At 53.0% G+C, this 23,294-nt stretch carries 23 protein-coding genes; 6 read left to right on the forward strand and 17 right to left on the reverse strand.

Going from position 1 to position 23,294, the window contains the following annotated elements; genetic code table 11:
• Positions 1-96: 96 nt before the first annotated feature.
• Complete coding sequence (locus tag JZ00_RS09305; protein WP_039589378.1) at positions 97-465, forward strand: histone-like nucleoid-structuring protein, MvaT/MvaU family; 369 nt, start codon at positions 97-99, stop codon at positions 463-465.
• Between the two features lie 931 nt (positions 466-1,396).
• Here the strand turns inward: JZ00_RS09305 and JZ00_RS09310 are convergent.
• The 3 genes from JZ00_RS09310 to JZ00_RS09315 all read right to left on the reverse strand — a co-directional run bounded on the left by JZ00_RS09310 (position 1,397) and on the right by JZ00_RS09315 (position 3,037).
• Complete coding sequence (locus JZ00_RS09310) at positions 1,397-2,179, reverse strand: hypothetical protein (RefSeq protein WP_046509553.1); 783 nt, start codon at positions 2,177-2,179, stop codon at positions 1,397-1,399.
• 5 nt (positions 2,180-2,184) lie between these two features.
• Complete coding sequence (locus JZ00_RS31710) at positions 2,185-2,313, reverse strand: hypothetical protein (RefSeq protein WP_268794833.1); 129 nt, start codon at positions 2,311-2,313, stop codon at positions 2,185-2,187.
• A 214-nt stretch (positions 2,314-2,527) separates the two neighbouring features.
• Positions 2,528-3,037 (reverse strand): hypothetical protein, encoded by a 510-nt coding sequence (locus tag JZ00_RS09315; RefSeq protein ID WP_039588936.1) that lies wholly within the window; start codon positions 3,035-3,037, stop codon positions 2,528-2,530.
• 894 nt (positions 3,038-3,931) lie between these two features.
• Between JZ00_RS09315 and JZ00_RS09320 the strand changes: the two genes are divergently transcribed.
• Positions 3,932-5,293 (forward strand): zinc ribbon domain-containing protein, encoded by a 1,362-nt coding sequence (locus JZ00_RS09320; protein WP_039588937.1) that lies wholly within the window; start codon positions 3,932-3,934, stop codon positions 5,291-5,293.
• Positions 5,294-5,303: 10 nt separating this feature from the next.
• Here JZ00_RS09320 and JZ00_RS09325 read toward each other — a convergent pair whose 3' ends face one another.
• From JZ00_RS09325 to JZ00_RS09340, 5 genes are all read right to left on the reverse strand, one after another.
• Complete coding sequence (locus tag JZ00_RS09325) at positions 5,304-5,519, reverse strand: hypothetical protein (protein ID WP_039588938.1); 216 nt, start codon at positions 5,517-5,519, stop codon at positions 5,304-5,306.
• An 89-nt stretch (positions 5,520-5,608) separates the two neighbouring features.
• A complete protein-coding gene (locus tag JZ00_RS09330) occupies positions 5,609-5,827 on the reverse strand; it encodes a helix-turn-helix domain-containing protein (RefSeq protein ID WP_082112061.1) in 219 nt (72 codons plus the stop codon).
• A 480-nt stretch (positions 5,828-6,307) separates the two neighbouring features.
• Positions 6,308-6,868: a papain-like cysteine protease family protein gene (locus tag JZ00_RS30070; RefSeq protein WP_082112062.1), complete on the reverse strand. Its 561-nt coding sequence runs from the start codon at positions 6,866-6,868 to the stop codon at positions 6,308-6,310.
• Between the two features lie 7 nt (positions 6,869-6,875).
• Entirely contained in the window at positions 6,876-7,343 is a 468-nt protein-coding gene (locus JZ00_RS31435; RefSeq protein ID WP_039588939.1) for a M15 family metallopeptidase, read from the reverse strand.
• Between the two features lie 35 nt (positions 7,344-7,378).
• Positions 7,379-8,107 carry a DUF4019 domain-containing protein gene (locus JZ00_RS09340; protein WP_082112063.1) on the reverse strand — a complete coding sequence of 243 codons (729 nt, stop codon included), beginning with the start codon at positions 8,105-8,107 and terminating at the stop codon, positions 7,379-7,381.
• Between the two features lie 430 nt (positions 8,108-8,537).
• On the opposite strand from JZ00_RS09340, the gene JZ00_RS09345 reads away from it, so the two are divergent.
• Entirely contained in the window at positions 8,538-8,924 is a 387-nt protein-coding gene (locus tag JZ00_RS09345) for a VOC family protein (protein ID WP_039588941.1), read from the forward strand.
• Between the two features lie 395 nt (positions 8,925-9,319).
• Here the strand turns inward: JZ00_RS09345 and JZ00_RS31445 are convergent, their stop codons facing one another.
• Positions 9,320-9,781, reverse strand: coding sequence for an SIR2 family protein (locus tag JZ00_RS31445; protein WP_052742297.1), 462 nt, complete (start codon positions 9,779-9,781; stop codon positions 9,320-9,322).
• Positions 9,782-10,473: 692 nt separating this feature from the next.
• Positions 10,474-11,022, reverse strand: a complete 549-nt coding sequence (locus JZ00_RS09360; protein ID WP_039588944.1) for a glyoxalase superfamily protein — start codon at positions 11,020-11,022, stop codon at positions 10,474-10,476.
• 380 nt (positions 11,023-11,402) lie between these two features.
• Between JZ00_RS09360 and JZ00_RS09365 the strand changes: the two genes are divergently transcribed.
• The gene (locus JZ00_RS09365; RefSeq protein WP_039588947.1) at positions 11,403-11,594 is read left to right on the forward strand and encodes an MbcA/ParS/Xre antitoxin family protein; all 192 of its coding nucleotides are present in this window, start codon (positions 11,403-11,405) and stop codon (positions 11,592-11,594) included.
• A 421-nt stretch (positions 11,595-12,015) separates the two neighbouring features.
• On the opposite strand, the gene JZ00_RS09370 is transcribed toward JZ00_RS09365, so the two are convergent.
• The 7 genes from JZ00_RS09370 to JZ00_RS31455 form a co-directional block, all read right to left on the reverse strand.
• Complete coding sequence (locus JZ00_RS09370) at positions 12,016-13,065, reverse strand: restriction endonuclease (protein WP_039588948.1); 1,050 nt, start codon at positions 13,063-13,065, stop codon at positions 12,016-12,018.
• 889 nt (positions 13,066-13,954) lie between these two features.
• Positions 13,955-14,563 (reverse strand): hypothetical protein, encoded by a 609-nt coding sequence (locus JZ00_RS31450; RefSeq protein WP_039588949.1) that lies wholly within the window; start codon positions 14,561-14,563, stop codon positions 13,955-13,957.
• Positions 14,564-14,565: 2 nt separating this feature from the next.
• Positions 14,566-16,650: an ATP-binding protein gene (locus tag JZ00_RS29725; protein ID WP_235433065.1), complete on the reverse strand. Its 2,085-nt coding sequence runs from the start codon at positions 16,648-16,650 to the stop codon at positions 14,566-14,568.
• Between the two features lie 232 nt (positions 16,651-16,882).
• Entirely contained in the window at positions 16,883-17,806 is a 924-nt protein-coding gene (locus tag JZ00_RS09385) for a DUF2971 domain-containing protein (protein WP_039588950.1), read from the reverse strand.
• Positions 17,807-18,071: 265 nt separating this feature from the next.
• Entirely contained in the window at positions 18,072-19,271 is a 1,200-nt protein-coding gene (locus JZ00_RS09390) for an XRE family transcriptional regulator (RefSeq protein WP_039588951.1), read from the reverse strand.
• Positions 19,268-19,846 carry a hypothetical protein gene (locus JZ00_RS09395; protein WP_235433066.1) on the reverse strand — a complete coding sequence of 193 codons (579 nt, stop codon included), beginning with the start codon at positions 19,844-19,846 and terminating at the stop codon, positions 19,268-19,270. The genes JZ00_RS09390 and JZ00_RS09395 overlap by 4 nt, the downstream gene beginning before the upstream one ends.
• Before the next feature lie 241 nt (positions 19,847-20,087).
• Positions 20,088-20,537, reverse strand: coding sequence for an LLM class flavin-dependent oxidoreductase (locus JZ00_RS31455; RefSeq protein ID WP_268794848.1), 450 nt, complete (start codon positions 20,535-20,537; stop codon positions 20,088-20,090).
• 148 nt (positions 20,538-20,685) lie between these two features.
• On the opposite strand from JZ00_RS31455, the gene JZ00_RS09405 reads away from it, so the two are divergent.
• Positions 20,686-21,942: an HAD hydrolase-like protein gene (locus JZ00_RS09405; RefSeq protein ID WP_039588955.1), complete on the forward strand. Its 1,257-nt coding sequence runs from the start codon at positions 20,686-20,688 to the stop codon at positions 21,940-21,942.
• Positions 21,906-23,189, forward strand: a complete 1,284-nt coding sequence (locus JZ00_RS09410; RefSeq protein WP_235433067.1) for a DNA-processing protein DprA — start codon at positions 21,906-21,908, stop codon at positions 23,187-23,189. Before JZ00_RS09405 ends, JZ00_RS09410 begins: the two co-directional genes overlap by 37 nt.
• The last annotated feature ends 105 nt before the right edge of the window (positions 23,190-23,294 follow it).

The raw sequence follows: 23,294 nt of genomic DNA on the forward strand, positions 1-23,294 counted from the left end.
ACTCAAGGCGTCTTTCGCAAAAAAACAGAGGTTGGGTTGGCTGCGCCTCAATGATTTAAGATGGATGCCACCGCCTGGTTTTTTGAGGAGTCATCGATGTCCCGTTTAGCTGAATTTCGCGCGCTTGAACAAAAATTGGCTGCCCAATTGGCTGAATTGGAAAACTTGAAGGGCTCATCGGAGCTGCAGAAAGAAATCGAGTTCGAGAAAAAGCTTCGCGACTTGTTGAGCCTCTATGGATTCAGCCTGCGCGACATCATCAACATTCTTGATCCCCAGTCCGGGCAGCATGCGGCCACGCCTGGTGTTCACGAAAGGAACCAACGTCGAGCCCGTCAGTTGAAGCAGTACAAAAACCCGCACGACGGCGCCATCGTTGAAACCAAGGGAGGCAATCACAAGCTTCTTAAGGCGTGGAAGGCCAAATACGGCGCTGAACAAGTTGAATCGTGGTTGGTCAAGTAAACCTGCGATTTCCTGGTCTAGAGGAGCAGCGAAGTTCGACGCTCAAGCTTTGTTCAGACCTAGACCAGGGAGCGGTACAAGCGTTGGACGTCAAGCGCCTGATTGATCGGTTGATGACGTATCGAAACTGCATCAGCCTTTGAAGCATGGCGTAAGGCACAGCAACGCGATCCGTCGACAGAGTGATCCTGTAAAGATCATTGCTCCTTTCCCCACAAGATAGAGCTGTCCGAGCCTGTCTATTTTGGGCCTTTGGCCGGTTTACAGACCGATTCAATCCCGATTATAAACCTACCTCCTGTGAGGCCTGGCCCTAAGGCGATACTGGCACACGCTCCCCTTGGAACGAAGGATCTGGCATGGCCTCACGAGGCCGTCAGAAACGTCATCGAAGTCTTGGCATCGCCTGAGGTTGAGCGAGCATCAGCCTCGAGCGGTACAACATGCGCGGGGTCTACAGCAAAAGACCAGATGAGGGTGGGGATCAGGAACGCGCCCTCGCTTCTCAAACGCGTGAGTGGGCTGCGAAAATAATAAAGTCAGTAAGGACTTCAGCAATGCTCCGCACGATTGCTGATGGCTGGGAAGCAGACGCGGAGCGGGCAGATATTGCTGCAGCGCAGCGAGCCACGCGCTGGTAGAAGTGCAGCTAAGAGGGCTCGGCCTGCTTTGAGTTTTGCCAGCGCAGGTCAAGCACCTCTCCTAAAGGACTTGGAATAGGAACGGCGTTCTTGTGGCATGGGCGTCCGCTTAAAAAAAGCTAGAAATGGTGTCCACTTAATTTAGGTGGACACCATCGCCTTAAGCGATGGCATCAGGAAGGTGTGTCACCCGGACGGTTACCTTCTCCAGGCGCAAATCACAGTCAACTGTCTGACCTATGTGCGCTCGGAATCAGAGGGCGCGCTCGGCGGGCAGTGGCTGACTCCGTTCAAGCTTCCTGAGGGGCAGGCACTTCAGGGGGAGCTGTATGAAGAATGGCTAGAAGCTCATCTGGGGTTACGATCTTTACGTTGTAATTCTGAACATAAAGCGCGCGTTTGGATGGGTGGAAAATCGAACTTGTGCCCGCTCCTGCGCCTTGGTCGCTCGTGCAAAAATACTCAAGTCCGTAAGCGTACGTCGCGGACAGTGCATCACCATCCATCCATTCGGCGACGCCTTGCGCGAATTTCTTTTCCGTAATCGAATCGTCTTGCAGAGCTGGCACTAACCCGTTCTGCGGGTTCTCAAGCATTGCCATCAAAGCTCCCTTCCCGCAGCCAAGAGACTCGATGTACCTCAGGCACTCGAAGCCTCTGTCGAGCCTGACTTGGAGGGGCAGGATTTCTGGCGCTTTGTATTGGTCTGCCAGCAGATGGCGAGGGGCTGCAATGCGAGGTAGATGGACGAAGCGAAATCCAAGTGCCACCGCTTTCTTGACGGTTGTTTCCAGGTACTCCGGTATCCCTGCTGGCGGCGTTCCCAGGGATTCGTGTTCTACCGTGTTATCCACGGACATCTTGATCGAAGGCTTGTAGCGTTGGAGGTAGGCCTTGCGTGCCTTTTTTGGAATGGCTTCCAGATTCACAATTCCCTCAAAGAAGAAGGGCGTGATCGCTTTCATGCTGATTAGATCGTGAAGTGCTTGGATGGTGGGGGGCGCGACAGCACGTTTGGCTTCATCGGCCACTTGTTCCCACACATTGGAGTCGAAAACTACGGTTGTGCTCATGTGCTTCATTCCTTGAAATATTGGGTCTTGCTGGCGCCATCGAGGTTGAGTTGGTAACGCGCTTCCTTGAGAGCGTGTCCATCTTGGTTGACCCAAGGAACTGAAATGCTCGGTCGCAGATTACACAGCTTCATCGCTCTGTCACCATTCAGGCTTGGGCTGACGATTCCATACCCAATCAGCCTTATCACGATCGCCGAAATTTCACTCTATTGAGCAGCTATGCCAGGCAGTGAGCCTGAGCTCACCTTCCACGCTCCAACATTAAGGGCGATGGTATCCGTGTATTTTAAGAGGACGCGATGATTCCTATCGCCAGGATTTCCAACAATTTTGGATACCCTAGCCTCAGCTGGGCGGATTCAATCTCGGAGGTAGGTCACCATGATGGCCCAGGTTGCAAAGTGCGGTCTGTCCCCACCCTAAGTTTTTGACTGCAAAGAAATGCAGGATCCCACCGAATCCATAACCTTCGACGGTTTGCAATTGGCTGATGTCTTTCTCTAGCAGCGCCACCATCTCCTCTAATCGCCGTACTTCATTTTCTTTTCTTCGAGCATAGGAAATCATCTGGTTGAGGTAGTCCCTATGCCTCTCAAGCTCGTTTGCTTGGACTCCGCCAAAGCCGGCTGATAGGTAGTTATCACGGACTGAGGAGAATGGGTACAGAGCGCTTCGACGTTCATCAGCACGTTCAAGAAATTCGATAAAAGCCTTGGCTCGCTTCTCCCCAGCCAGCGCACTTTCCATCTGCACCCGCTCATCTTCGAGCTCGTCACGCGCAACGCGCAGCATGTCTTCAGCGATATGGATCTGATCAGAAATGATTTTGTTGTCCAGCGGAGGGCCTTTCATCATGTCGTTTTCTCAACAGCTCAATGGTGCTTGAAGGCTATCACTAGCAGCCAGGCTTGGCGCATCTGGGTTCTACGACGTTAGTCGAAGTGCACCTTCGATTCGGCAGGCACTGAACGATCTCCTATCCCTCTTCCTGACGGCCCCAATGGTGTCGCTCAAAAATGATGAGAAACAATCCACTTGAAAACTCGTGCTGTAACAATTCCTAGCGAGACTCAAGCTTTTTCCGAGTCGCTCACCTCCTGATCTTGCTTCATCTCCACCCATAAACAGCTGAGCTCGTTTCGCCGGACGCTTTCGCCAGCACCACCGTACATAAGGCCCTTGAATCCGCGCCAGCTGCGTTCGCCTAGCCAACCTCAGCTCACTGCTTGTGCAGCGTTTTACTCCATCCTCATAAGGCCAGTATTGGTCAGAAGCAGATAACGATCGAAGCCCACAACACTGAATGCCGGACGCAAGCCGGCATACGCGAGAGCGCTGAGGAAGCATGGGAGGAAAACCATGAGAGGGGGGAGGTGTGGCGAAAGCCACCCTCGTACTTGATTCTTCGTCATCAATTCGTTGATCGTGGCGAGCAATTTCCGAGAAAGGAAATCGGTGAAGGACCGCGAAGTGATCCTGGGAGGAAAATAATTTGATAAAAGTGAAAATATTTGCTGAAAATAGTATGGCTTTTTGAATATGTATACTACTCATAAAGCGCCGGATTTAAAGGGCTTCAGGGAATATAGTATGGGATGTGCGGTGCTTGTCTACCATAGCTCCCCACGGCGTCAATTCACGCGCCTTTCGAACCGTCCTAGATCAACGCTGATCAAACACGCGAGCGGTTGACTGGCAATGAGCCACCGCCGTAGGCTAAGGCTCAGGTTTCAACAACCAGGGAAGGCCATGATCGAGTTTGCATGCAAACACTGCCAACAAAGCATTCGATTGAGCAACAACAAGGCTGGTATCTCTGGAAGGTGCCCTCATTGCACGAAGCCGGTGACTGTTCCCGTTGCGAGTGACCCGTCGCTGCATGACGATGTTTTCGTAGAGCTTGAGCCTATACAGACCATTGTTTTGCGGCCCGATGTAAGTAATAAAAACGTAGATTTAAGAGCACGCTCCCTCATTCTCGCCGGAAGTGCCATTGCTTGGTTTTTTGGACTGCTTTTCTTGGGACTGTTCTTCCTAAGCGTCTGGCGGTATCCATTGGTGTCGCTGCCGGCACTGGCGGGTGCGGCTTTGCTCACTCCGCCCATTTACCAACGCGCTCGGTCGATGCTCGGATTTGATGTTGATGCACGGTGGAAGGTGATGGGCTCGGTTGTCCTATTCATCTGCTACATGATGATGTTCTCCTCCGCCACCTCCAATGAGTATGCCGAGCGCAGCGAGCTCGCGAAAAAACAGGCCGAGCAACAGCGTCAAGCCGAGCGAGAACAAACGGCTCAATACCTCAAGTCAAATAAAGCTGCGATTCAAGCCGAGGCGAAAGCTCTTATTGATAAGGGCAAGATTGCCGACGCGCTGAACGTTGTTGGTAAGTATCGAGGTCTTGGAGACGCCGACATCGATGCAATTGCCGTGCAGGCGGAACTCAAGAATAAGACCATGGCTGCTGAGGCCAAAAAGGCCATACTCGTAGAGAGTCTTGGCACTATCAAAGATGACGATCTCTCTGAGCGAGCCAGGATTTACGAGCAACTGGTCGCTTTGGCTCCCGACAATGCCGGGAACAAAAAACAGCTGACGGAGCTCAATACCAAGATCACACAGGCAGCCGCCAAGAAAAAAGCAGAGGAAGAGGCGGCCGCACTCAAAGCCCAACAACGGCAGAGGGGACTGGTGTGGCGCTACGGTATCCACAAGGATGAGATGACCCAGAAAGAGGTGCTGACAGCGGAGGTCGACTCGACCAATACGCTGTTCTTCGGTTTTCCTTATGCAGGAGCACAACGGGCTACGCTTGAACTACGAAAGCATCCTCGGTGGGGATCGGACGTTATTCTTCAGGTTGAGCGCGGGCAGTTTCTATGCAACAACTACGATGGTTGCAGCGTGAGCGTTCGATTCGGAGATGGGAAGCCTCAACGGTTTTCTGCCAGTGAGCCGAGTGATAACAGCACGACGTACATCTTCATTTCCGACTACAACAAATTCGTGAGTCAGATGCGTAAGGTCGAAGAAGTGCTCATCGAGGCGAGTTTCTATCAGTCGGGTAACCAGGCGTTGAAATTTTCCACGGCAGACTTGGACTGGAAGTAATCAGGTCTGACTAGGACTCCGCAGCCCCGCCCAACCTCGCAATCCCTTGCTTGATGTGCCCGGCGTTCTCACCGATCCTCTCAAGCGCCCCGCGCGCATTCCCACAAGCCTCAGATGATCCGCGCTGCTCCTCCAAAAGGACAAGCTCCATCAGGGCAGCTTCGATCGCCAGTTGGTTTTCGTACATTCTGGAAAGTACGTCGGCAAGGGAATATTGCTCAGCCATAACCTGACTCCGTTCGGATAGAGAGCAAAGCATAGCAGGGGTTATATGATGGCCGGAGCGGTCGGTGGCTGAGGGTCGTAGCAAAAAGTCTAATCCGAACGATGCCAATGACGCTGAACCGTGGTCTTTGCCATCCCAAGCTCCCTGGCGATTTCAGCCTGCGAAAAACCTTCTTCTTTGAGCGCCTGGACTTTCTCCCGAGCTTTTGCAGCCGCAGCAACGCGAGGGTGAGCCGCATCCTCGGTATCTAGCGGAATCGACACCTCCAGCAAGGCGAGCTGCTGCAAATCTTTTTCGGCGAACTTCAAGCTTCTTCAACACTCAGCCCGTCTCATCGGTTTTGTGGCGAGCCAGACGGCGTCGATGCGGTTCATCGAGTGAGCCCACGGGCAACGCCTGCGCTGCCATCAAGGCGGACGTCGGCCATTTGCTATGGACGTTTACTGCCCCGACTACTAGCTCGCTGATTACTGTGGCTTCGGACTGGGGCTTTGGCTCGATCTTCAAAGGTATGACACCTGGCGCGCATCCGATGAGTCAGCTCATCGCCGGTCGCGGTGAAACGATGTTGAGCGGAGAGCAGCTACGGCGTAGCAAGAAAGCGCCTGACGAATCCATGAATCGTGTCGATGTAATGGGGATAGCTCAGTAGTCGCCGGGCAATCTCAGTGTTACCTAGGCGCTCCTCGATTTTATGGCGAGCGACGTTGGTGTGAGATAACACGTAAGCTCTCTATGTACGGCTGCATATTGGAGCTAGGGTTTTTAATTTTTAGATTATCAACAGATTAGTTGATAACAATACCATCTAACCATACGCTGGCTAGGTTGGCGAATGGAATCTCATAAGGTGCTGGTGCCATCGGATCGTTAATTAATAAAATAGGGATAGGGATCATCTTAATGCCACGTATTACGACAACGTGTGTACTGCTACCCCCCGTAGCTATCTGCGCTAAGATAGGTCTCCCGGATTGAAGCGTCGCCTCAATGATAAAAGCATTTGCTGGTAAAACGTAGGTTGAATAAGACCCGCCAAAATAAGAGATTAAATTAGAAACTTGCGTAAAATTGCCTGTGTGCACACATCCTGGATGTCCAAAATTGCAGCACATTCCGGCGGGTGCACCATCTGTTGCTTCTACCAATGCACATTGTTGAGGCGTTCCAACAAAGCCCTTTTTATAAGCGATAATTTGTTGCGCTGCTGCCACCCAACACCAGACGGGAGTAAGTTGCTGAATATGCGGAACGTTGATGAACGCGTCGGCTTTCGCATAGCTACTGAAATCTAGACACAACGCGGTAGCGATTGTTAAACCCTTTAAAGCTTCGATAAAAAATTTCATAGAGCACCTAAGGGTAGGTTTTGCGTGGAAGCTCAAAATGCGGGCCGTCAATAAAGGCCTTCTTGCCCGTTTTTTTCAAACGGTTCACGTAGTCCAATACGAGATACTCTGGCAACGCTTCGGAATCGGTAAAATTGATATCCCAAGCACCGCCCCATCTTATTGGGATTTCTAGCTCTTTTGCGGCGATACGCACTGCATCCGCAATTTTATAAATTGGCTCCCATTCCCAACGCAGTTTTCCATTTATATAAGGAACTAAATCGACCGCATGCCCTGTTAGATGCCGTGAATCCATGGTTTTTGAGGCGCCTGCGGTCATCAGCTTTTTTTGCTCGACCACTGAGCGAATACCGTCATGAACTACGAAATCCTGTACTGTCAATTCCAGTGCCCGTTTTACTACAGAAACCAAGTCTTCATGAACGTTTTTGAGTTCGAAAATAGAAACATCTCCAAGCTTAAAATTCGTCATACTGCCTCCACGAAAGGCGTGGCCACTCAGGCGAGCTATAGTGGATCCGGTGAATTAAAGTCTACTGGGCGAAAGTTTCCGCTACTGTCTTTGATATAAAACCAAGCACCAAATATTCGCCATTCATTGGTGTTTGTTTCCTTTTCGCCAATGAGGTTGATGTTTTGGTATATTTTTACGGAGCTCTTAGAATAATCGACTGTATATGTTGTATAGCAATAAAACCCCGCCGCCATGCCCGCAGGTGATTCCATTATCTTTTGTTCGACCATAGAGCGGGAATTCGGAATGCCAAGTTTTGCTGTTATTTTCTTTGAGTTTTCAGTAAAGAAAAAGTAGTTCATTTCAGTTTTAAAGGCTTTAGAGGTTAGCTCGTAAGCCTCTTCGTATTTCGCTGTATCAATAGCAGTTACAAATTTGTTAGATGTCAACGAAGGGTCTGCAACTGGCTTGGTCAGTGGGTCGGGGGTTGGTGGTATAAAGCGCGAGCCGAAATATAGAACCACGAGAAAAACTGCCAACGCACCGCCTGCTCTGACCAGTTTATTGGGGTCGCCGGCTATTATAAAACCGGGGAGAATTCCTCCAACTCCACCCGCTGCCAAACTTAGTACGACTAAAAATATCATTCTGGTGAATGAGTTAAGTGTTGGATTGGTTACGGATAGGTATAAGATGATAGATACAAAAATCACACCAAAAATAAACGCTAATACCATCTGCGCTGAGAGCCTTCCGTGGGATCCTGCTGTTTCTTCATTCATAGGGATACCTGGCGAATAAATAAACGCTGCGAGCAACGCAGCTTTATTGCGAGTTACAAATAGCTAAATTTATTGTGAGTTAAGCATGTTAGTTTTGAAGTTCAAGTAGGTGCTTATACTTTATTGTGGGGTAATCTATTCGGCTAATAGCCAATGTCTACATGGGTCAATACCTTAACCCCAATGTGTAAGTTTTCTGAAACAGATAACCTCGCTGCGAAAGATTTTTGTGGGTTCTACAACACTAGCGAAAACCAAGCACGCATTTTCGCAGTAGCTCCGGCGAGCTTCGGTCAGATTCATCTTTGCCTACGTTATGTGGAATGAAAATCTTATGCTGGGCCCAGCTTATTGATTTGGGTTTCATGTCCTCTGTTGTCAGAGATAGCATCGTCGATTTATAGCGGCTGTGACGACAAGGAAAAAGCTCATGCTTAGCTATCTGTTCATGGGCGCCAACGATTTGGAAGCCTCAGCTCGGTTCTACTACGCAGTTCTATATCTACTCAACTATGTGAAGCAGCTTCTAAAGGGTATTACTGTTTCTCGCTTCCTGAGACGGTGGACAAATTCAACGGGCTTAGGAGCCGCCACATTGCAGCCTCTCGATGACGAGCCAGCTTCGGTGGGAAATGGGATGGTGCCGGCGCGGAGAGCTAATTCCGGAGCTCAGGTGGATGAGATTCACGCGGCAGGTTTAGCTTGCGGCGCCACAGACGCAGGCACGCCCGGCATTCGAGAGTTTTACACCGACGATTTTATGTCGGGTACCACCGAGTCTCTGTCGGGAGCAAGATCGCTATTCTTTAAAGGTTAAAACAAGGATCAACAGGCGAGCCTGTGCATGATCTTTATCTCGCTTGCGTAGCAGCGAGAGATTGTGCCACTCCGCATAGGGCGTGTTTTCACCTGACACTGATTAAAGTCGGGGGATCCGTCATCCCACCCCACTGGCCCGCGCTCAGACAGACCCCCACGTGCAAGCCAGTAGGTTGGGTAACGGCGGGAGGGCGCGCGTAGAAATGCGGCCCTCAGCGCGTGATCCCATTCTCCTGACCAGCCGGCAACGATCAACCCGAACTCATCGATGATGCGGTCGAGCAGGGTGTTGAGCTCGGCAGGGTAGTCACCCAGCTCTACATCCGTGTTTTTTGAGGATGAAGCATTGGGAATGGGTGATCGGTTCCGCGCCTGCCAAGCTGTCTACTGAGCCTACGATCGTGGGCTCAATGCCGGCATCAGTGCATTTTCCATCAGTCTGTCGAAGTTGGTGGTAATGATGACGCGCACGTGACCAGCGCGCACCATTTCTGCGATGGCGCGATGAGCCCTGGTGGGTAACTTTAACCCATCCTGTAGCTCTTGGACTGTGGGCTCCAGGAAGCCTTGCACAATTGCTCTGCGTTCGCTTTGCGTACCTGCCAAGGTCTCAAGCAGCGTCGAATAGTTAGGCTGCTCTCCTGTCTGACCTACATACCAGGCATGCCAACCTTCTTGCTCACCGACTCCTGTGGCTATACCGGCTCGCTTGACCAGTTCCATTGTGATCTCCCAGCCGGTTGGGATGCCGGCGGAGCGGGATACTCCTGACCCCAGAAGCAGTGCGTACACTCCTTTGTTCTCATTTACCGAGAATGCAAGCTGGGTAGTGGGGTCATTGGCGATCATGGGCATGAGGTCTTCCTTGCGTTCGGGGCGATTGCCCAATTTTTGGAGTGGCCAGCGTTATCCAGGGTGCAGGCATTCCAGCCAAAGGCCATCTTGGCGCAGTGGTCATTCCTTCCGAATTAGGCATCAACGCCATGATCATGAGTGATAGTCCTCTCTAGATCCCAGGAAGAGCCATCCCCATCACATTGTCACGTCATCAAGTTCTGAACTGGTTCGCAGTCAGAGGGAGGTTGTAGCTTCGGCCTCATCTGTTCATTTGTGACGAACTCTCGCCACTGGTCGGCAGCCTATGCATCCTGGAGGAATGGCGTTGTGTGTGGAAAGGAGGAGCGTAAATTGGTCAGGGCATCCCAAGTTTCGAAGAGGTCACGTCATGACACAGAATCTAGATATACGCATTTTTACCCCGGATCAGTTGCATGAGCGCGATATAAACATTGCCACCAAGGTGCATCAAGCGTCCGTTGCTAGCGTCATACGCAAGGTGAATGTAATGAACCCGGGGCAGGTTTTGAACGCCTCCAGGGAGAATGGAAAGGAACTGCTTTGGTCAACCGAGAAGCTTGAGCAGGTACTACGGCATATTGGGGAGTCGTAGTCGAAAGTAAGCTGCTGAAGCAGTTCCGAGCTGAGGCTGACGAGGTTAAAAAAAGACCCGGAACCCACTAATCCGGGCCTTTTCTTTTGTGACGGCTTTACCTCAAGCGAGGACGGCTATACGAAGGCTCAGGGCTCAGAAATCGGGGCGCCTGCGACAGCATGAGGTCGCATTCAATCAATGCCGGCCCGTGCCAGAAAAGCATCCAGCGTTTGTAGTCTTCCTTTGTCTCGATCACGTAAAGCGTTTCGTTATTGGACTCCCTGAAGGCGCCAATAAACCAAGCCGGGTCGACCTCGGAAGGCACCCGAAGCTCATAGCCGTCATCCGACCACCCAACCCAGTGGCTGAAAAAGCTGCGCTCAAAGTAATCATGCATTTGAACGAAATAGTACGACCGCCTTTCGTCAGCTAATGCCGCTGCGCAGAGATCTTTTCCTTGGTCACGCCACGATTTGAAGGCTTCCTGGAATGACTCGTAGCAAGTTTCCCACGACTCGAAGCCATAGCGTTGCGCGACGATGCACAGGCATGCCCTATGTCGCAGAGTTTTTTGACTTGTACGCCTTAGAACCTTAGCTTCGCGTTTGATTTTGCGGAGAAGCTCAGGGGTGAGGGGCTGTTTGGGGGTAAGAGGTTTAGACATAGTCCCATAAATCCAATACGGAGCACTGGCCCGCTCAGGCCCTAGATTTTTGGGGAATCGTCAGATTTTTGCTTACAGTGTTCTCACTTGGCCAGCGGGCGGCTCAGGCACCTGTAGTCGTACCTGTGGCCGAAATGGTGCGGCAACTCCCTCGAACCTGTCAAGGCACTGGCTAGCATCAGATCCATCTGTATCGAGTACAGCGATTTTCGCCTCCGTGGTACGGTTCGCCAGCCCTGCGCAACGGTGCGATTCGCTGCCGCAGTTAAACTTCTGCTCATAATAGGGGCAAGGCATGATGACATGCGTTTTGGGAATACGCCCAGACCGCAGGGCTGATCGGGTTAACACGATGGAGTACCGAGTAGCGCGGGGTAGCTATGCAAGATGTTAAATTGATGTGGCAGAAGGCTGAGGAGGTTTTTGGGGACAAAGCCAAAGCGGCGGTATGGATGTCTACGCCCAGGCATTTATTCGATGGCATGACAGCAATCGACTTCGTAGAAGACCACGTAACCCAGCAGCGGGTGATCGAGGTGCTGACTCAGATCGAGCATGGGTATGGCTGCTGAAGGTAGTCGCAGGAGCGTTGATGTACCTGGCCAGCAATGGCGTTGCCTACCTTGGGACGGCTGCCACTCGAAAAAATGCACGAGGCTTGGGCTACCATGGAGCCCTGATATCTCACCGGATAGAGCAAGCAAAGAAGCACGGCAGCCTTGTGAACGCCGCAACCGCGTACCTAGCTCGCAAAGTCGCCGTAATTTGCAGCGACAGGGCTATTTACATCGCACGCTCAGGCGCTATGCACGCTCACGCGTTATATCGGCTGGCAGATAGCGAAACGTCCGCTTTTGGCCGAGTCCCGCCTGTCCTGACCGGCAGTTGTGCGTCGATTCTGCCACCGTGCCCTGAAACCTCAGAAAGCTTGAGGCTGAGGTCGATGGTGGCATGTGGGGCTTGTAGATAGAGCCCCACGCTTGCCGCCAGTAATTAAGCCGATAGTACTTCACGGCAGAAAGCGTCGAACACAGGGGCAGTTTTTCTCAACTGATCAAGGTCGAGTTGTTCAACTGCCTGCAGCGAACGATTCAGGCGAGAGGCACGACGCAGGCGACGCATTTCTTCCTCAGAAAGCCCAAGCCATTCTTCTATTTGCGGATCGATGATGATAGGTGCCCAGTTGGTGGGCTCTATGTTGTTTGACAGAAGGAGTTGTGAGCCTGCAACGTCATTATCACTGTCAACTACCGTAAGTACTCGTACTTCGGGATTAGCCATCAGCAAGCTGTTTGCAATTCGTGGTACTGAAATTTTCCCCAGGGCTGAGATGATTTCGATTTTCTTGGTGGATTTTGAGCCGCTCAGCAGGCGTTGGACAATATTGGCCAGTACCTCACGGTCAGTGTCGCTTTCGCAGACAATGATCAGATCTGTTGGTGTTGCAGGTTGGGTGTCATTGCGCAGCACTTTCCCTGTTACTCGATCGTAGTGAGCCCTTTCAATGTGCACGGGCTCTGAAGCTGAGGCTTTCACCAATTCGGTCACGATAGGGTAAAACGCCAAGCCTTCCTCTGCTGCCTTGCGCAATTTTTCCTTCAGGATTTGCTTGAATCCGATCTCTTGGATGATGGCCGCATCCATGTCTTCTTTGGTGAAGAGAATCAGATTGAGCGATTTGCCGGCGATGAGGGCATCGACCGCGTCGGCAGAGTAGCCGGACATCGAAATGAAAACGCCTAGCGTCCCGACAAGCTTGCCATCTACCTTGCCCTTGAACTGATACAAGGTGGAGGCTGGGATGGGATCCGCGTGCCATTTCGCTTCTAGAAGAAGGAAGCCTCCATCCAGGTAAAACGAACCGTCGATTTGCTCGCCGGGAGATTTGTAGCTGGAGCGGGGCTCCAGTCCCTCTGACTCCAGTAAGCCCTTCAAGACCTTTTCAAAGTCATAACCGCGGCGGCGTTTCGCGACGGCATCAGCATCTGGAGCAAGCTCCGAAAGTTCTGTGTACCACTGACGAAGACTTCGCTCCTGCACCATGCCATTTTCCTTGCGGGTAAAAGGCAAAAACCTAACACATCAGGCTGATACGGGTGATGGATCTTTTGGGAAATTACCATGCCTTGACCAGTGACTTTCATTGATGCTGACCAGCCGTTTGCATTCGACTTGACCGGTCACTTGCATTCGATCCGACCAGTCGCACGCATGGCTGACCGATGGCCTCCCAGTCAAAGCTCTCGATGCCTTTGCGTGTGCGAATCTGAATGCCGCTACTGGATATACCCAGGGCATACGCTGCTGATGGAAGCCATCGGGCCCACCAGGGTGGAGTAATGTCGGTCACATCTGTACCAGCACCGCCATCATGAACTAAGCCTGGCGCACTTCCTTTCAAATAATGGGCGGGTCTTGCCCACGACGCTGTCAGGGCCTGAACTGTGGGCAAGTTATGCAGAGCGCTGTATCACCAGTGAAGTGGCATTGTGATATGTCGCCTCGCTGCTCACAACATCTCAAGACTATGGATAGGACTTCGCTGGAGCTCTCACGAGCGGCGCACGTCGTCGCCAGGCGAGCGGAAGTGCTTGATCAAAGGCTTGGCGATGCGCTTGGATCCGTTTGTCAGACGGCTGGTTGTTCCTGGCATCAACGCCCACTTAGCGTGGAGCGCCCGAGACGCGCGCACCTCAAGGCTAAAGCTCATGAACGACGCAACCTGTTTGCCGGCACGCTTGCATCTGCAAGCACGCATGTCAGGAAACGTGTAAACCAGTTTTTTACACTGTAAACCTACGTGGTTTACAGTGTAAAAAACTGGTTTACACGCCGATGTTGTAGTCGCATGTCAGCTCACCACGTCATCCGGTTTGGAAGGTGACTGAAGCGGATGCTATGCCGCCCAAGCGGAAAGGCACCAATGTTCAGGCTACCTTACTCGACCCGCTCGAATGTCCTCGATCAATCTCAGCTGGGAGTCGAACTCATCGCGTTGTGCATCCGTGAACCCTGCGCGAAACGGTGCGATCGATGCCATCTCGCGATCGGCGGCTTCAAAGTCTCTGCAGTAGGCCAAGATCACAGCGTAGAAGCTGCGAGCACTGGATAGCTCACCTAGTAAGTGTGCTTGCTTGATGAGAGGGATAATGTTGCCTCCGACCATCGTCCGTGCAGCATGAAAATCACGCAGATCCATCATGTCCTGGGCCGCGTCCAGGCCAGTTCTCACAGCCGAACTGAATGACTGGGTACACACAAAGAATTTCCATGCATACAGACGATAGAGTTGTGGGTTCACCCTGCGTCTTTTCAGTAGGATTGATTTGACCTCATAGGCATTAGCAAGGTGGGTCACCAATGTTATATCCGGAGATAACTCGCTGAGGTGGTTGACGACTGAGTTGAGCGAGCGTCCGTGTATCCATTGTTCACTTATCTGAAGCAGCTTGAGATGCTCATTGATGACTTTCTCGATTAGTGCTTCGGCTGCCTTGTCCTCATGGACTCGCCATAGCGCCACCGCGGTGTTGTAATCCAAAGTCAGACGCCGATCTGGAGACAGGGCGGGTAATCTTTTGATGAGCTTGATAGCGTCGTGAACACCTTTGGCGTTCTCTTGTAAGCCCTCCCACTCCATATTTTTTGGTGGTAGGAAAGTAACGCCCGATCTGACAGCTCATGATTGGCTACCAATTGTGCCATCGAGGTCAGAAAGATCGACTTCTGTTCCGGGTTCTCCGTTCGATTGGTAATGAAGAAGAGAGAGTCGAACGCCCAAAATCTGGTCTCTGCATCAAGCTCAGATGAGCTGGACGCCTTTTCCAGATAATCGATGAGCAGTGGCCCTAGCCCCGTTTCCTGGAAAAGCTCTTCCCCGGCCAGCTCAATGAGAAACTCGCTCTCTTCAAGATCGATCAACGTCTTGATGAGCAGCCTGAGCTTATGGTGGCTACGCGTTTGCTTCAGGGAAGTCAGAAGCAGATCTTTGAGCACCACCTTGGTTGCCAGCAAGCGTGGGTCTGCCATGGCGAGCAACCCGCTTGCTCCAACCAATCGCATGGCATCGTGGAGTTTGATTTCGAGGCTGCCTTGCACCTCCAGGACGCCGAGCGCACGAAGTGCTCGGATAGCCTGATTAACCGCAGCAGGAGGTGTTGTTGCGTAAGCTGCCATCAAGCTCTGCAGCTCGTTTTGAGTGATAGCAACATCGACCATGCTCAGAAGGGTAACGATGTGCTGGCTCGGTTCTGGGAGCCCCTGGTACACCTTGGCAAGAATGAGTTCCTGTGCGGTCGTCTCCAGCGTGGCCTGTTGCTCCAGCGCGGTGCAAAGCTCGGACAGATCTCCCGCATAGTCCTTGGCTGCGAGTCTGGCGGCGCTTTGGAGATACAGCGGCATGCCACCTGTCAGTACGCGCACCCTTTCCATTGTCTCAACATTGCCCTTGGCACCCAGGCGAGAGGCTTCCACCGCCACGGAGTCCAAGCTCCACCCCTGAAGCACCTCCCGGAGCACCCCCGACACTTGCTCCACTTCCTGAATCGACCCGACGGGTTGGCACAGAAGGATGAAGCGCATATGCATGGTACAACCGAACACGGCTTGTAGATCTGCGGGAGGAATTTCGTGAGCGTTGTCGATGATCACTAATGGCTCTATGCCTTGTATCTCCAAGTGACGACCCAGTGCTGTCATCGAGTCGATGCCAGATGCGCCTGGGGCGAAGAGTTCACCAATTTCATGGGGGTTGTCGACCAGCCCGCCTGCGATTTCCCTCACCAGGGATCGTGCGAACGCTGGGCCCGCGGTCTCACGTGCGTCGAAGTAGATGCACGGTTCCGGGGTATGCATTGCGGCCTGAGCGCACCAGGATGTTTTGCCTGCGCCGGAGAAGCCGCAGATGATCCGAATGCGCTCGCCGTTGATGAGTGCAGGCTCGTCAATCTGCGGGAGATAGTGGGTTTGAAGCGCCGGCAATCTTTGCAGCTGCGTCAGTAGCTGCTCGAACAGGGCAGATAGCGATTCTGAATGGAAGGTGTAACCACCTAGATTCTGGTGGCCAGTGGCGGCGGCTTGCACCTTTCCCGCCAGTTTCCATACCAGCGATTCGGGTACCAATGCCCCATGAGGAATCGTCTCTGCCAGCTTCACACAGTCGGCCACCGCGCTACTCAGATCAGTCCAGCAACTCGGTAGGCACGCAAGCTCCGCAGGGAGCGTCTCGCCCGGATGGATGAACTGCACATAATCACCCAATTCACCCTGCTTGATACGGGCACTAAGTTTCGGGCCAGGGGGCTGGTTAGAGGCAACCACGAAAAGAGGAGTGCCGTGTCGAAGGCCTTGCTCGTGCTGCTCGCGGAGTAGCTTAAACCGGTCTAAAGCAGTGCCGAGGTCGCTCGGGATTAGGGGATCACTGCGAGTTTTAACCTGGACATAAATCCGGGTATCGGCGAGCACGATTTCGACGTCCTCATCTCGCTCGATCACAATACTCAGGACGTTTGATGCCTTGGCTTTGAGTAGGCAAGCCACCGCGAACAGATGCTGATACAGGAAGCCTCCATGGACAGCAGCAATCCGCTTTTCCTGGGCTTCATCAAGGGTTGGGTAATCGACTGACATGACGTGTTCTTCCTGCGTTCCTTGGCATCAACCGCGGAGTGCGTAATTGCATTCCACTTGAGCAACCGTTTGCATCGCCAACGATCTCCCAATTGCATTCAACCTGAGGAGTCGTTTGCACTGGATTTGGCCAGCGCGCTGGGTGTCCATGACCAAAACCCAGCGCTACGGTCTTTCATAGTGGGCGAAGATTAACCCCTTAATCGGCAGAACACCCAAGAAGGGCGACGCCTTAGAGTTCGTGGATATCCACCTGGTACCGCTTCGGATTCTTGCGAGCCTGGAAAAATTTTGGCTTGAACCCATAGCTCTCAATTGCGTTGATGTGGTCTATCACGTCGGATTGACTCATGCGCATGCCAAATACGACTTCCTTCAGAGCACTCTGGTTGAAAACCTTGGGCCCAGAACCTTCAACCGTCACATTACCCACCAGGAATGTGTATTTTTCTTTGAGTTGCTCTTCGGAGTAGTAGGGTGACTGGCTTGGATTCGACCTAAGCCCCTCTAGTTCTCGTTCGTAGTGTTCATCAGGCGCAAAGCTGCTGTTGTACTCCATTTCGGGTTTAGCCACCGAACGCCACTCGCGCTCATATGCCCAATCTGCTGATTTCTGCAAAAGAGAAATCGCCGCGAGTTCAGCTTCAGTGTGTGAATAGTATTCGAGCGTGCGATAGCGATTCTGGTAGATGACCTCTTCAGCAGGTGGTAAGCCTGTCTCGTCCCACTCGAATCCCAAGCACATTCCGTAGTGGTTGGTGGCGTAGTGAGCCCAGAGCAGAAGATTGTCGGGATTTTCCGCCAACGACACTATTCCGAATGAGTCGATCATGTCCCGGTAGTATCGGTCGTGATCAATATGGGTGTCGTTCAATACCTTGTCGTATATGCGCTCGATGTTGAATGTCGCATTCGAGTGTGTACCTTGAACGCTGTCGATAAAGCCGCCCCTGCCACGGGCTCGCTCGCGCAATATTAACCAGTGTCGGTCTATGGCCTCTGCTCGGGACGAGTTAGGCTCTACATTGACTTGCGCGTCGAAGGGGTCGTTGAAGGTTGAGGCCTTGGCGTAATACAAACTAGACGACGAAAAAATTCGGCGTGTGTTGTCGTTGTCAGCGCTTCCCATTGCGGATCGATACTTGTACAAAAGCATGCTTTTTCCTTGCGTAAATTTAACCGCGTCCCGGTCATTCAGTCCGTAAGTGTTAAGAGTTTGATATTGGCCACAACAGTCGTAAAACAGTTTGATCCGAGGACAGCGTTCAGCCTGAATGCGACCGGCATCCAACTTGCTGGAAATCACATGAATCCAGCCCGTGAACACAGGGCAGAAGAGTACCGGGTGCACTCTCCTGCAAAGGGCCTTCAGTCGGTATTGGCACTTCTGATCTGAGGCTGAACACTTAGGCCACCCAGGGTCAGCGACCCCGGGTGAACGGAACTACAACCCCAGGTTCGCTCGCAGGCTTGGCCTGGGGAGCATTAACACTTTTGAGCTTGGCCAGGTGCACCACAGCACCGTTGCCGCTGAGGTAGCGCAGGGGCAAGCCGGTGAGCATCTCGATATCAGTTGCCGACAAGCCAATGTAGCTAGATACCGCATCGACGGGCATAACTCCCGATGACGCCAATAGCTCAATGGTGCGCTTGAGGAGTCGAGTTTGCTCCGGTGCACGGCCATCATCACCCGGTTCAGCTTTGACGCCCCAACGAGCAGAGCGGCGCTTGAAGAGCAAGCTCTTGGTTTCGTCGTCGATGATCTTTAAGGCCCAAAGGCGCATGAACATGGCGGCAACGGATACGCCCCATCGTTGTTTCAGCAACAGGAGGCTGTCCAGCGTGACCGGGCTTCGCACATCGGCGGCAAAGGTTTCAGCCGGAAGCAGGAACGCACCCGCAAATCGGTGTGCCTGGTCTTCCATCATCTTGTGTCGAACAGGGTCGGTCGAGCGCTCGATGCCTTTGTGCAGGATCAGGTGACCCAACTCATGAGCCAAGTCGAAACGGCTACGGAAGCCATTTTGCTTGTCCGCTGACAGCAAAATCATCGGGCGACCCAAAACTTGGCTCCATGAAGAAAGGCCTTCGATAGTCGCGATGCCTGTTTCTTCACGAACCAGAATTACCCCAGCGCCTTCAACTGCCATGGCCAGATCTGGGATAGCGCGTCGCCCCAGATTCCAGAGCGCGCGGCATTCATCTGCAGCTTCCTCGATATCCGCGCTCGTGATCTGCTCAGGATCAGTGAATGAGCGCACAGGCAAATTCACGTCTGGAAAATCCACGAATTCGCTGAGGGCCAGCGCGATGTCTTGAGCCCACTCCAACCGGGCTTCGAGCATTTTTCGAGCGTCGGAGTGCGCCGAGGCGTTGCTCCTGAACAGTGGGAGTGAGCACTTCTCTGGTAAGGGGCGAGTGAACCACTCCGGGGTCACGTTGATGACCTGGGATAGACTCGTCAACGCCTCAGCTTCAGGGGATTGCTGGCCATTTTTCCACTTGCTCACGGTTGCAGGTGAAACCCCGACCATACTGGCCAGGGCAACTTGAGAAAGGCCGCGCGCCGAGAGCGCTTGTATCAGCCGCCCCGGCTCAAACCCTGTAATTCCACGACTCATGATGTTGTTTGCTGTCCTGTTTCGAGTAGGCCTTTCTTGAGCTTCGGCGTTGCCAGGTCGACTTGCAACTGAGGCGCCTCGTCGTAGCGAGCCAGGAATCGGCCCAATGGCTCACGGAAAAGCCAGCCCTTCATTTTGGTGTCTGGCACTGCAATGTGTATTTCCAGTGGCCGTTCAGGTTGGTTGGTCAACGAGCCGCTGAAGCACGCTACGAAGAAGAACGTAGCGGTGGTGATAGGTTCCACAGCAAAAAGCGACGGCTGCACCAGTTGGGTGATCGACTGATTGGCCTCGGCAAGCTGACGGCGGATCGCGCTGCGCCCGCAGTTGTTCCAAGTCTCCGAGGACATGTTCACCCGGCTGAATTTGAAAATTCCAGCACGCCCCACGACAACGCTGTTGCCTTTGAGCGGGGTGTGGACGGAATCCGCGGCGCGCAGGGTCTCGTCGAACGCTTCATTCATGAAAAACGCCCGCATCTGACCCAACGCATTCTTACGATGGTTCTCGTCCATGTCCTTTGTCGCTTCATGGGCGCGCACTGCACCGACCTCGCAGGCGTCTTCAACGCCCATGATCAGGTCGCGCGGGACGTGCTGGATCAGCAACTCCGGAATGGTAAGGCTGCGGGGTTCAATCATTGAGTGATTCTCTGGTTTCGAATAACGAGATTATATCCTCAAAAAATTTCGTGTGGATAGGCCTTGTGCCGTTCGTGTTGATATAAAAGCGAGGTTACTGTCGATGGCCAGCCTGCGATAGGGCGCTGAGCCATGATTGGCCGTGGCGGTTTGATCCGAAACGAGGGGCTGACGATCAGTAGAGGTTTCCTAGGAGGGGAGGAATGCTCCGTTTGGCTACAGCCGCTTGGTGAACGGAGGAAACTTGGACGGATACCAGGGTCATCTCGGAGCCGGCGTACGTGGTGGGGAAAGCGAGAATCGGCAGGCCTGAGTCAAGGGCGATGGCCTTGCCCAGGCCAGTGGTTGAACCACCGCCGATCGCAATCGCATAGTCCGCCCCAAGTTGCCGGGCAACGTCGCGAGCTTCCCTGGCGGTTTCGATAGGCACACCCGACGCCAATCCAAGAATGAAACGCCCCCCAAGCAGTTGGTCAACGCTGGCTGTCTGCTTCGCAACAATCAGTGGGTCGCGCAGCGGTAAAACGATGCCTGCGGTACCGATTGCCACGTTTCGGGTGATCGAGGCAAGGAAGCCAGCATAGACCATCGGATCAAGAACCTGTCCGCGCGCGTTGTCTGAGATACTGAGCGTTAAAAGGGGCCCTCAAAGCGTTTTCGTTCTAGAGGGCTCCCCGAATTATTGACTGGACGAATTAGTGGCAAATTGATGTTGCTGACGCTTTTTATCCGTGTTAGTTGTCTTGGAATCGCAACGTATCAAGGACGACAGCATGGCGGTACAGCTTTTGATTTTCGATCTGGATGACACGCTCATCCGCACCGGTGACCTGGAGCAGAGATTTCGTGGTCAGCAGTTTCTAGGCAGGCAGTCGCAGCAGTATGTGGATGATCTCCGCGCCGCTTATCGTCAGGATCCTGCCCGAATCGTTTACTCGGCACTCACCATCGTAATGCTGCGAGCAAGATTCCCTGGAGCCCGGATTGGTGTTTTCACAAGGTCACCTAGGCATTACGCAGAAACTCTTCTAGGTGTCGCCTATCCTGGGCTGGCCTGGGATTTCCTTATAGCGTTCGAGGACACAGCGCAACCCAAGCCTAGTGGTGCGGGTATTCGTGGGGCGATGGCACATTTTAACGTTCCCGACCCCCGGGATGTTTGGATGGTTGGGGATTCCCCCGTAGATATACGAGCTGCCTATGATGCAGGCTGCCAGGTCGTTCTTGACACAACCACTTGGCCAAGAATTCCAGCCCCTCGCCGCCGGGATGACTGGAGGGCTCTAGAGAGAATGCCTGATGCCATCATCGATGATCCTGTCGATTTGCTTTCCACACTAAACTCCCACGTGTCTTATCTGCCTGTTGCTGAACGCCTGCAGCAGACGGCGTGCGCCCCGATTCCGAACCGCCAACCCTTCGCGCGTATGGAGAAGTTCGGCGCTTTCGACCACGAGAGTGTGAAGCATGACATCCACTATTTAGGAAGGCACTTTTCTGTACAGGCGCAAAACCGTGCGGTTTGGCACCAAGTCACCAACGATATCCATGCCATGAAGAATGCCTTGGTCGTTCCTGATTATTGGGTAGCGGCCATAGGCGCTTTCCTCCAGAATTTGGTGCGGAGAAACCCGCATCTCACCTTCGGTAATTCCCTCGTAGTGACCGTTGTACCCGCAAAGCCGGGCAGAACCAGGCGCTTGGAGGCCATGCTGACCCAGCTATCGACTGTCCATGCTCAGAGACCACTTGTGAATGCAGGGGTGTCGTTCACTCCTGACCTCATGCGGTATCGCGAGGGGGTGCTCTCGCACCACGGCGAGGGCCTGACCAAGGAGCAGCGGATTCAGAACGTTAGGAATCACCTAGAGGTCATAGCAGGATCTGGCTACGAGAATAAGCATGTGGTAGTCATTGATGACGTCGCCACCACAGGGGCTTCACTCATTTACGCTAGGAAATATCTAATGGCAGCTGGGGCCAGGCAGGTTACGTGCCTTTCACTGACAAAGGCCATCAATACCCAATGATCACGATTTCGCCTTCAACCCAAAAAATGCTCGCCTTATCCATGCTGTCCGGGGTGGGCCCAGCGACCCTTCGACGGGTTGTATCTCATGGCTTGGTGTCTGCTCCAATCATTGAGCTATCGCTGAGAATACCTGCGATAGCCAAGGCGGTTGCTGCCCCCAGTGCGTGGGAGCTGGCTCAAGAGCTTGCTCAGAAGCAGCGCGACGCGGCTGAGAAGGCAGGTGCGTACATCATCAGTGCTCTGGATGAAGGCTATCCAGCTTTGCTTTCCGCCACCAAAGACGATCCCTTTATCCTTTTCGTCAAAGGCACTCTATTCAAAACCCCTGAAAAGTCCGTAGCGATCATTGGCACCCGGCAGCCTACGAAACATGGAGAGCTGATCACCCGCCGAATCACTGATTTTTTTTGTGGCCAGCGTTGGAGCGTAGTGAGTGGACTGGCTCTGGGATGCGACGGGATAGCTCATCGAGCGGCCATCGAGGCTGGGGGACACACCGTTGCGGTGCTAGCTCACGGGTTGCAGACCGTTGCTCCGTCGCAGCATCGAAAGCTGGCTGAGGAGATACTGAACAGCGGAGGCGCTTTAGTTTCCGAGTACAGATTTGGGCAGGGAGCTCTCCCCACCCAGTTCGTGAAGCGTGATCGCACACAAGCTGGCCTAGCCCAGGGCGTTGTGATGATCCAATCTGACCTCAAGGGAGGCAGTCTCCACGCCTCCAGGGCTGCGCTGGACTACGAGCGTTGGTTGGCTGTGCCATACCCAACCGCTACAGACGAGTTGGCCAATGAACCGAAGATCCAGGCGAATCTGTTGATTGCGAATTCGGACGCGGACATTGACCGTGCCAATTTGCTCAAGTGTCACCTCAGTAGGCTTTCAAAAGTAATCGTGTTGCGGGCAAGGGAAGACTATCCCCGACTGGTCTCCGCGTCTGTAGGCGTACTTGAGGCGGAAGAGGAAATGGCACTTGATGGCGAGGAGGGGAGAGAGCAAGCATCTCTGGTGCTTGAGAGAGACGATCTTTCCAAAAACAGTCCTGATGACCTTCATTCAAGTGCTGCGCCGGCTGAAGGAATTTGTCACGATCAGTCCGATCATCAAAGCGATGACGATGGGGGAAGATCTGAGACCGGGAGTCCCGATCAGAGAGGTCAAGTATCAGAGGTCTCCGGCGGCACTCACAAGGTCGACACTACATCTGAGTCTAAAGCAGACCTGACCGTGCAGCATAAGCTGTTGTAGGACTTCCTCAATATCTGTGAGCGTTGGCCTCGTTTGCCAATCCAAACAATCCTCTCGTTGTCATATTGATGACCATCAGGATTGCACCACCACCAAGACCCTTCT

It is taken from the genome of Pseudomonas frederiksbergensis (assembly GCF_000802155.2).
GTDB classification, from domain to species: Bacteria; Pseudomonadota; Gammaproteobacteria; order Pseudomonadales; family Pseudomonadaceae; genus Aquipseudomonas; species Aquipseudomonas frederiksbergensis_A.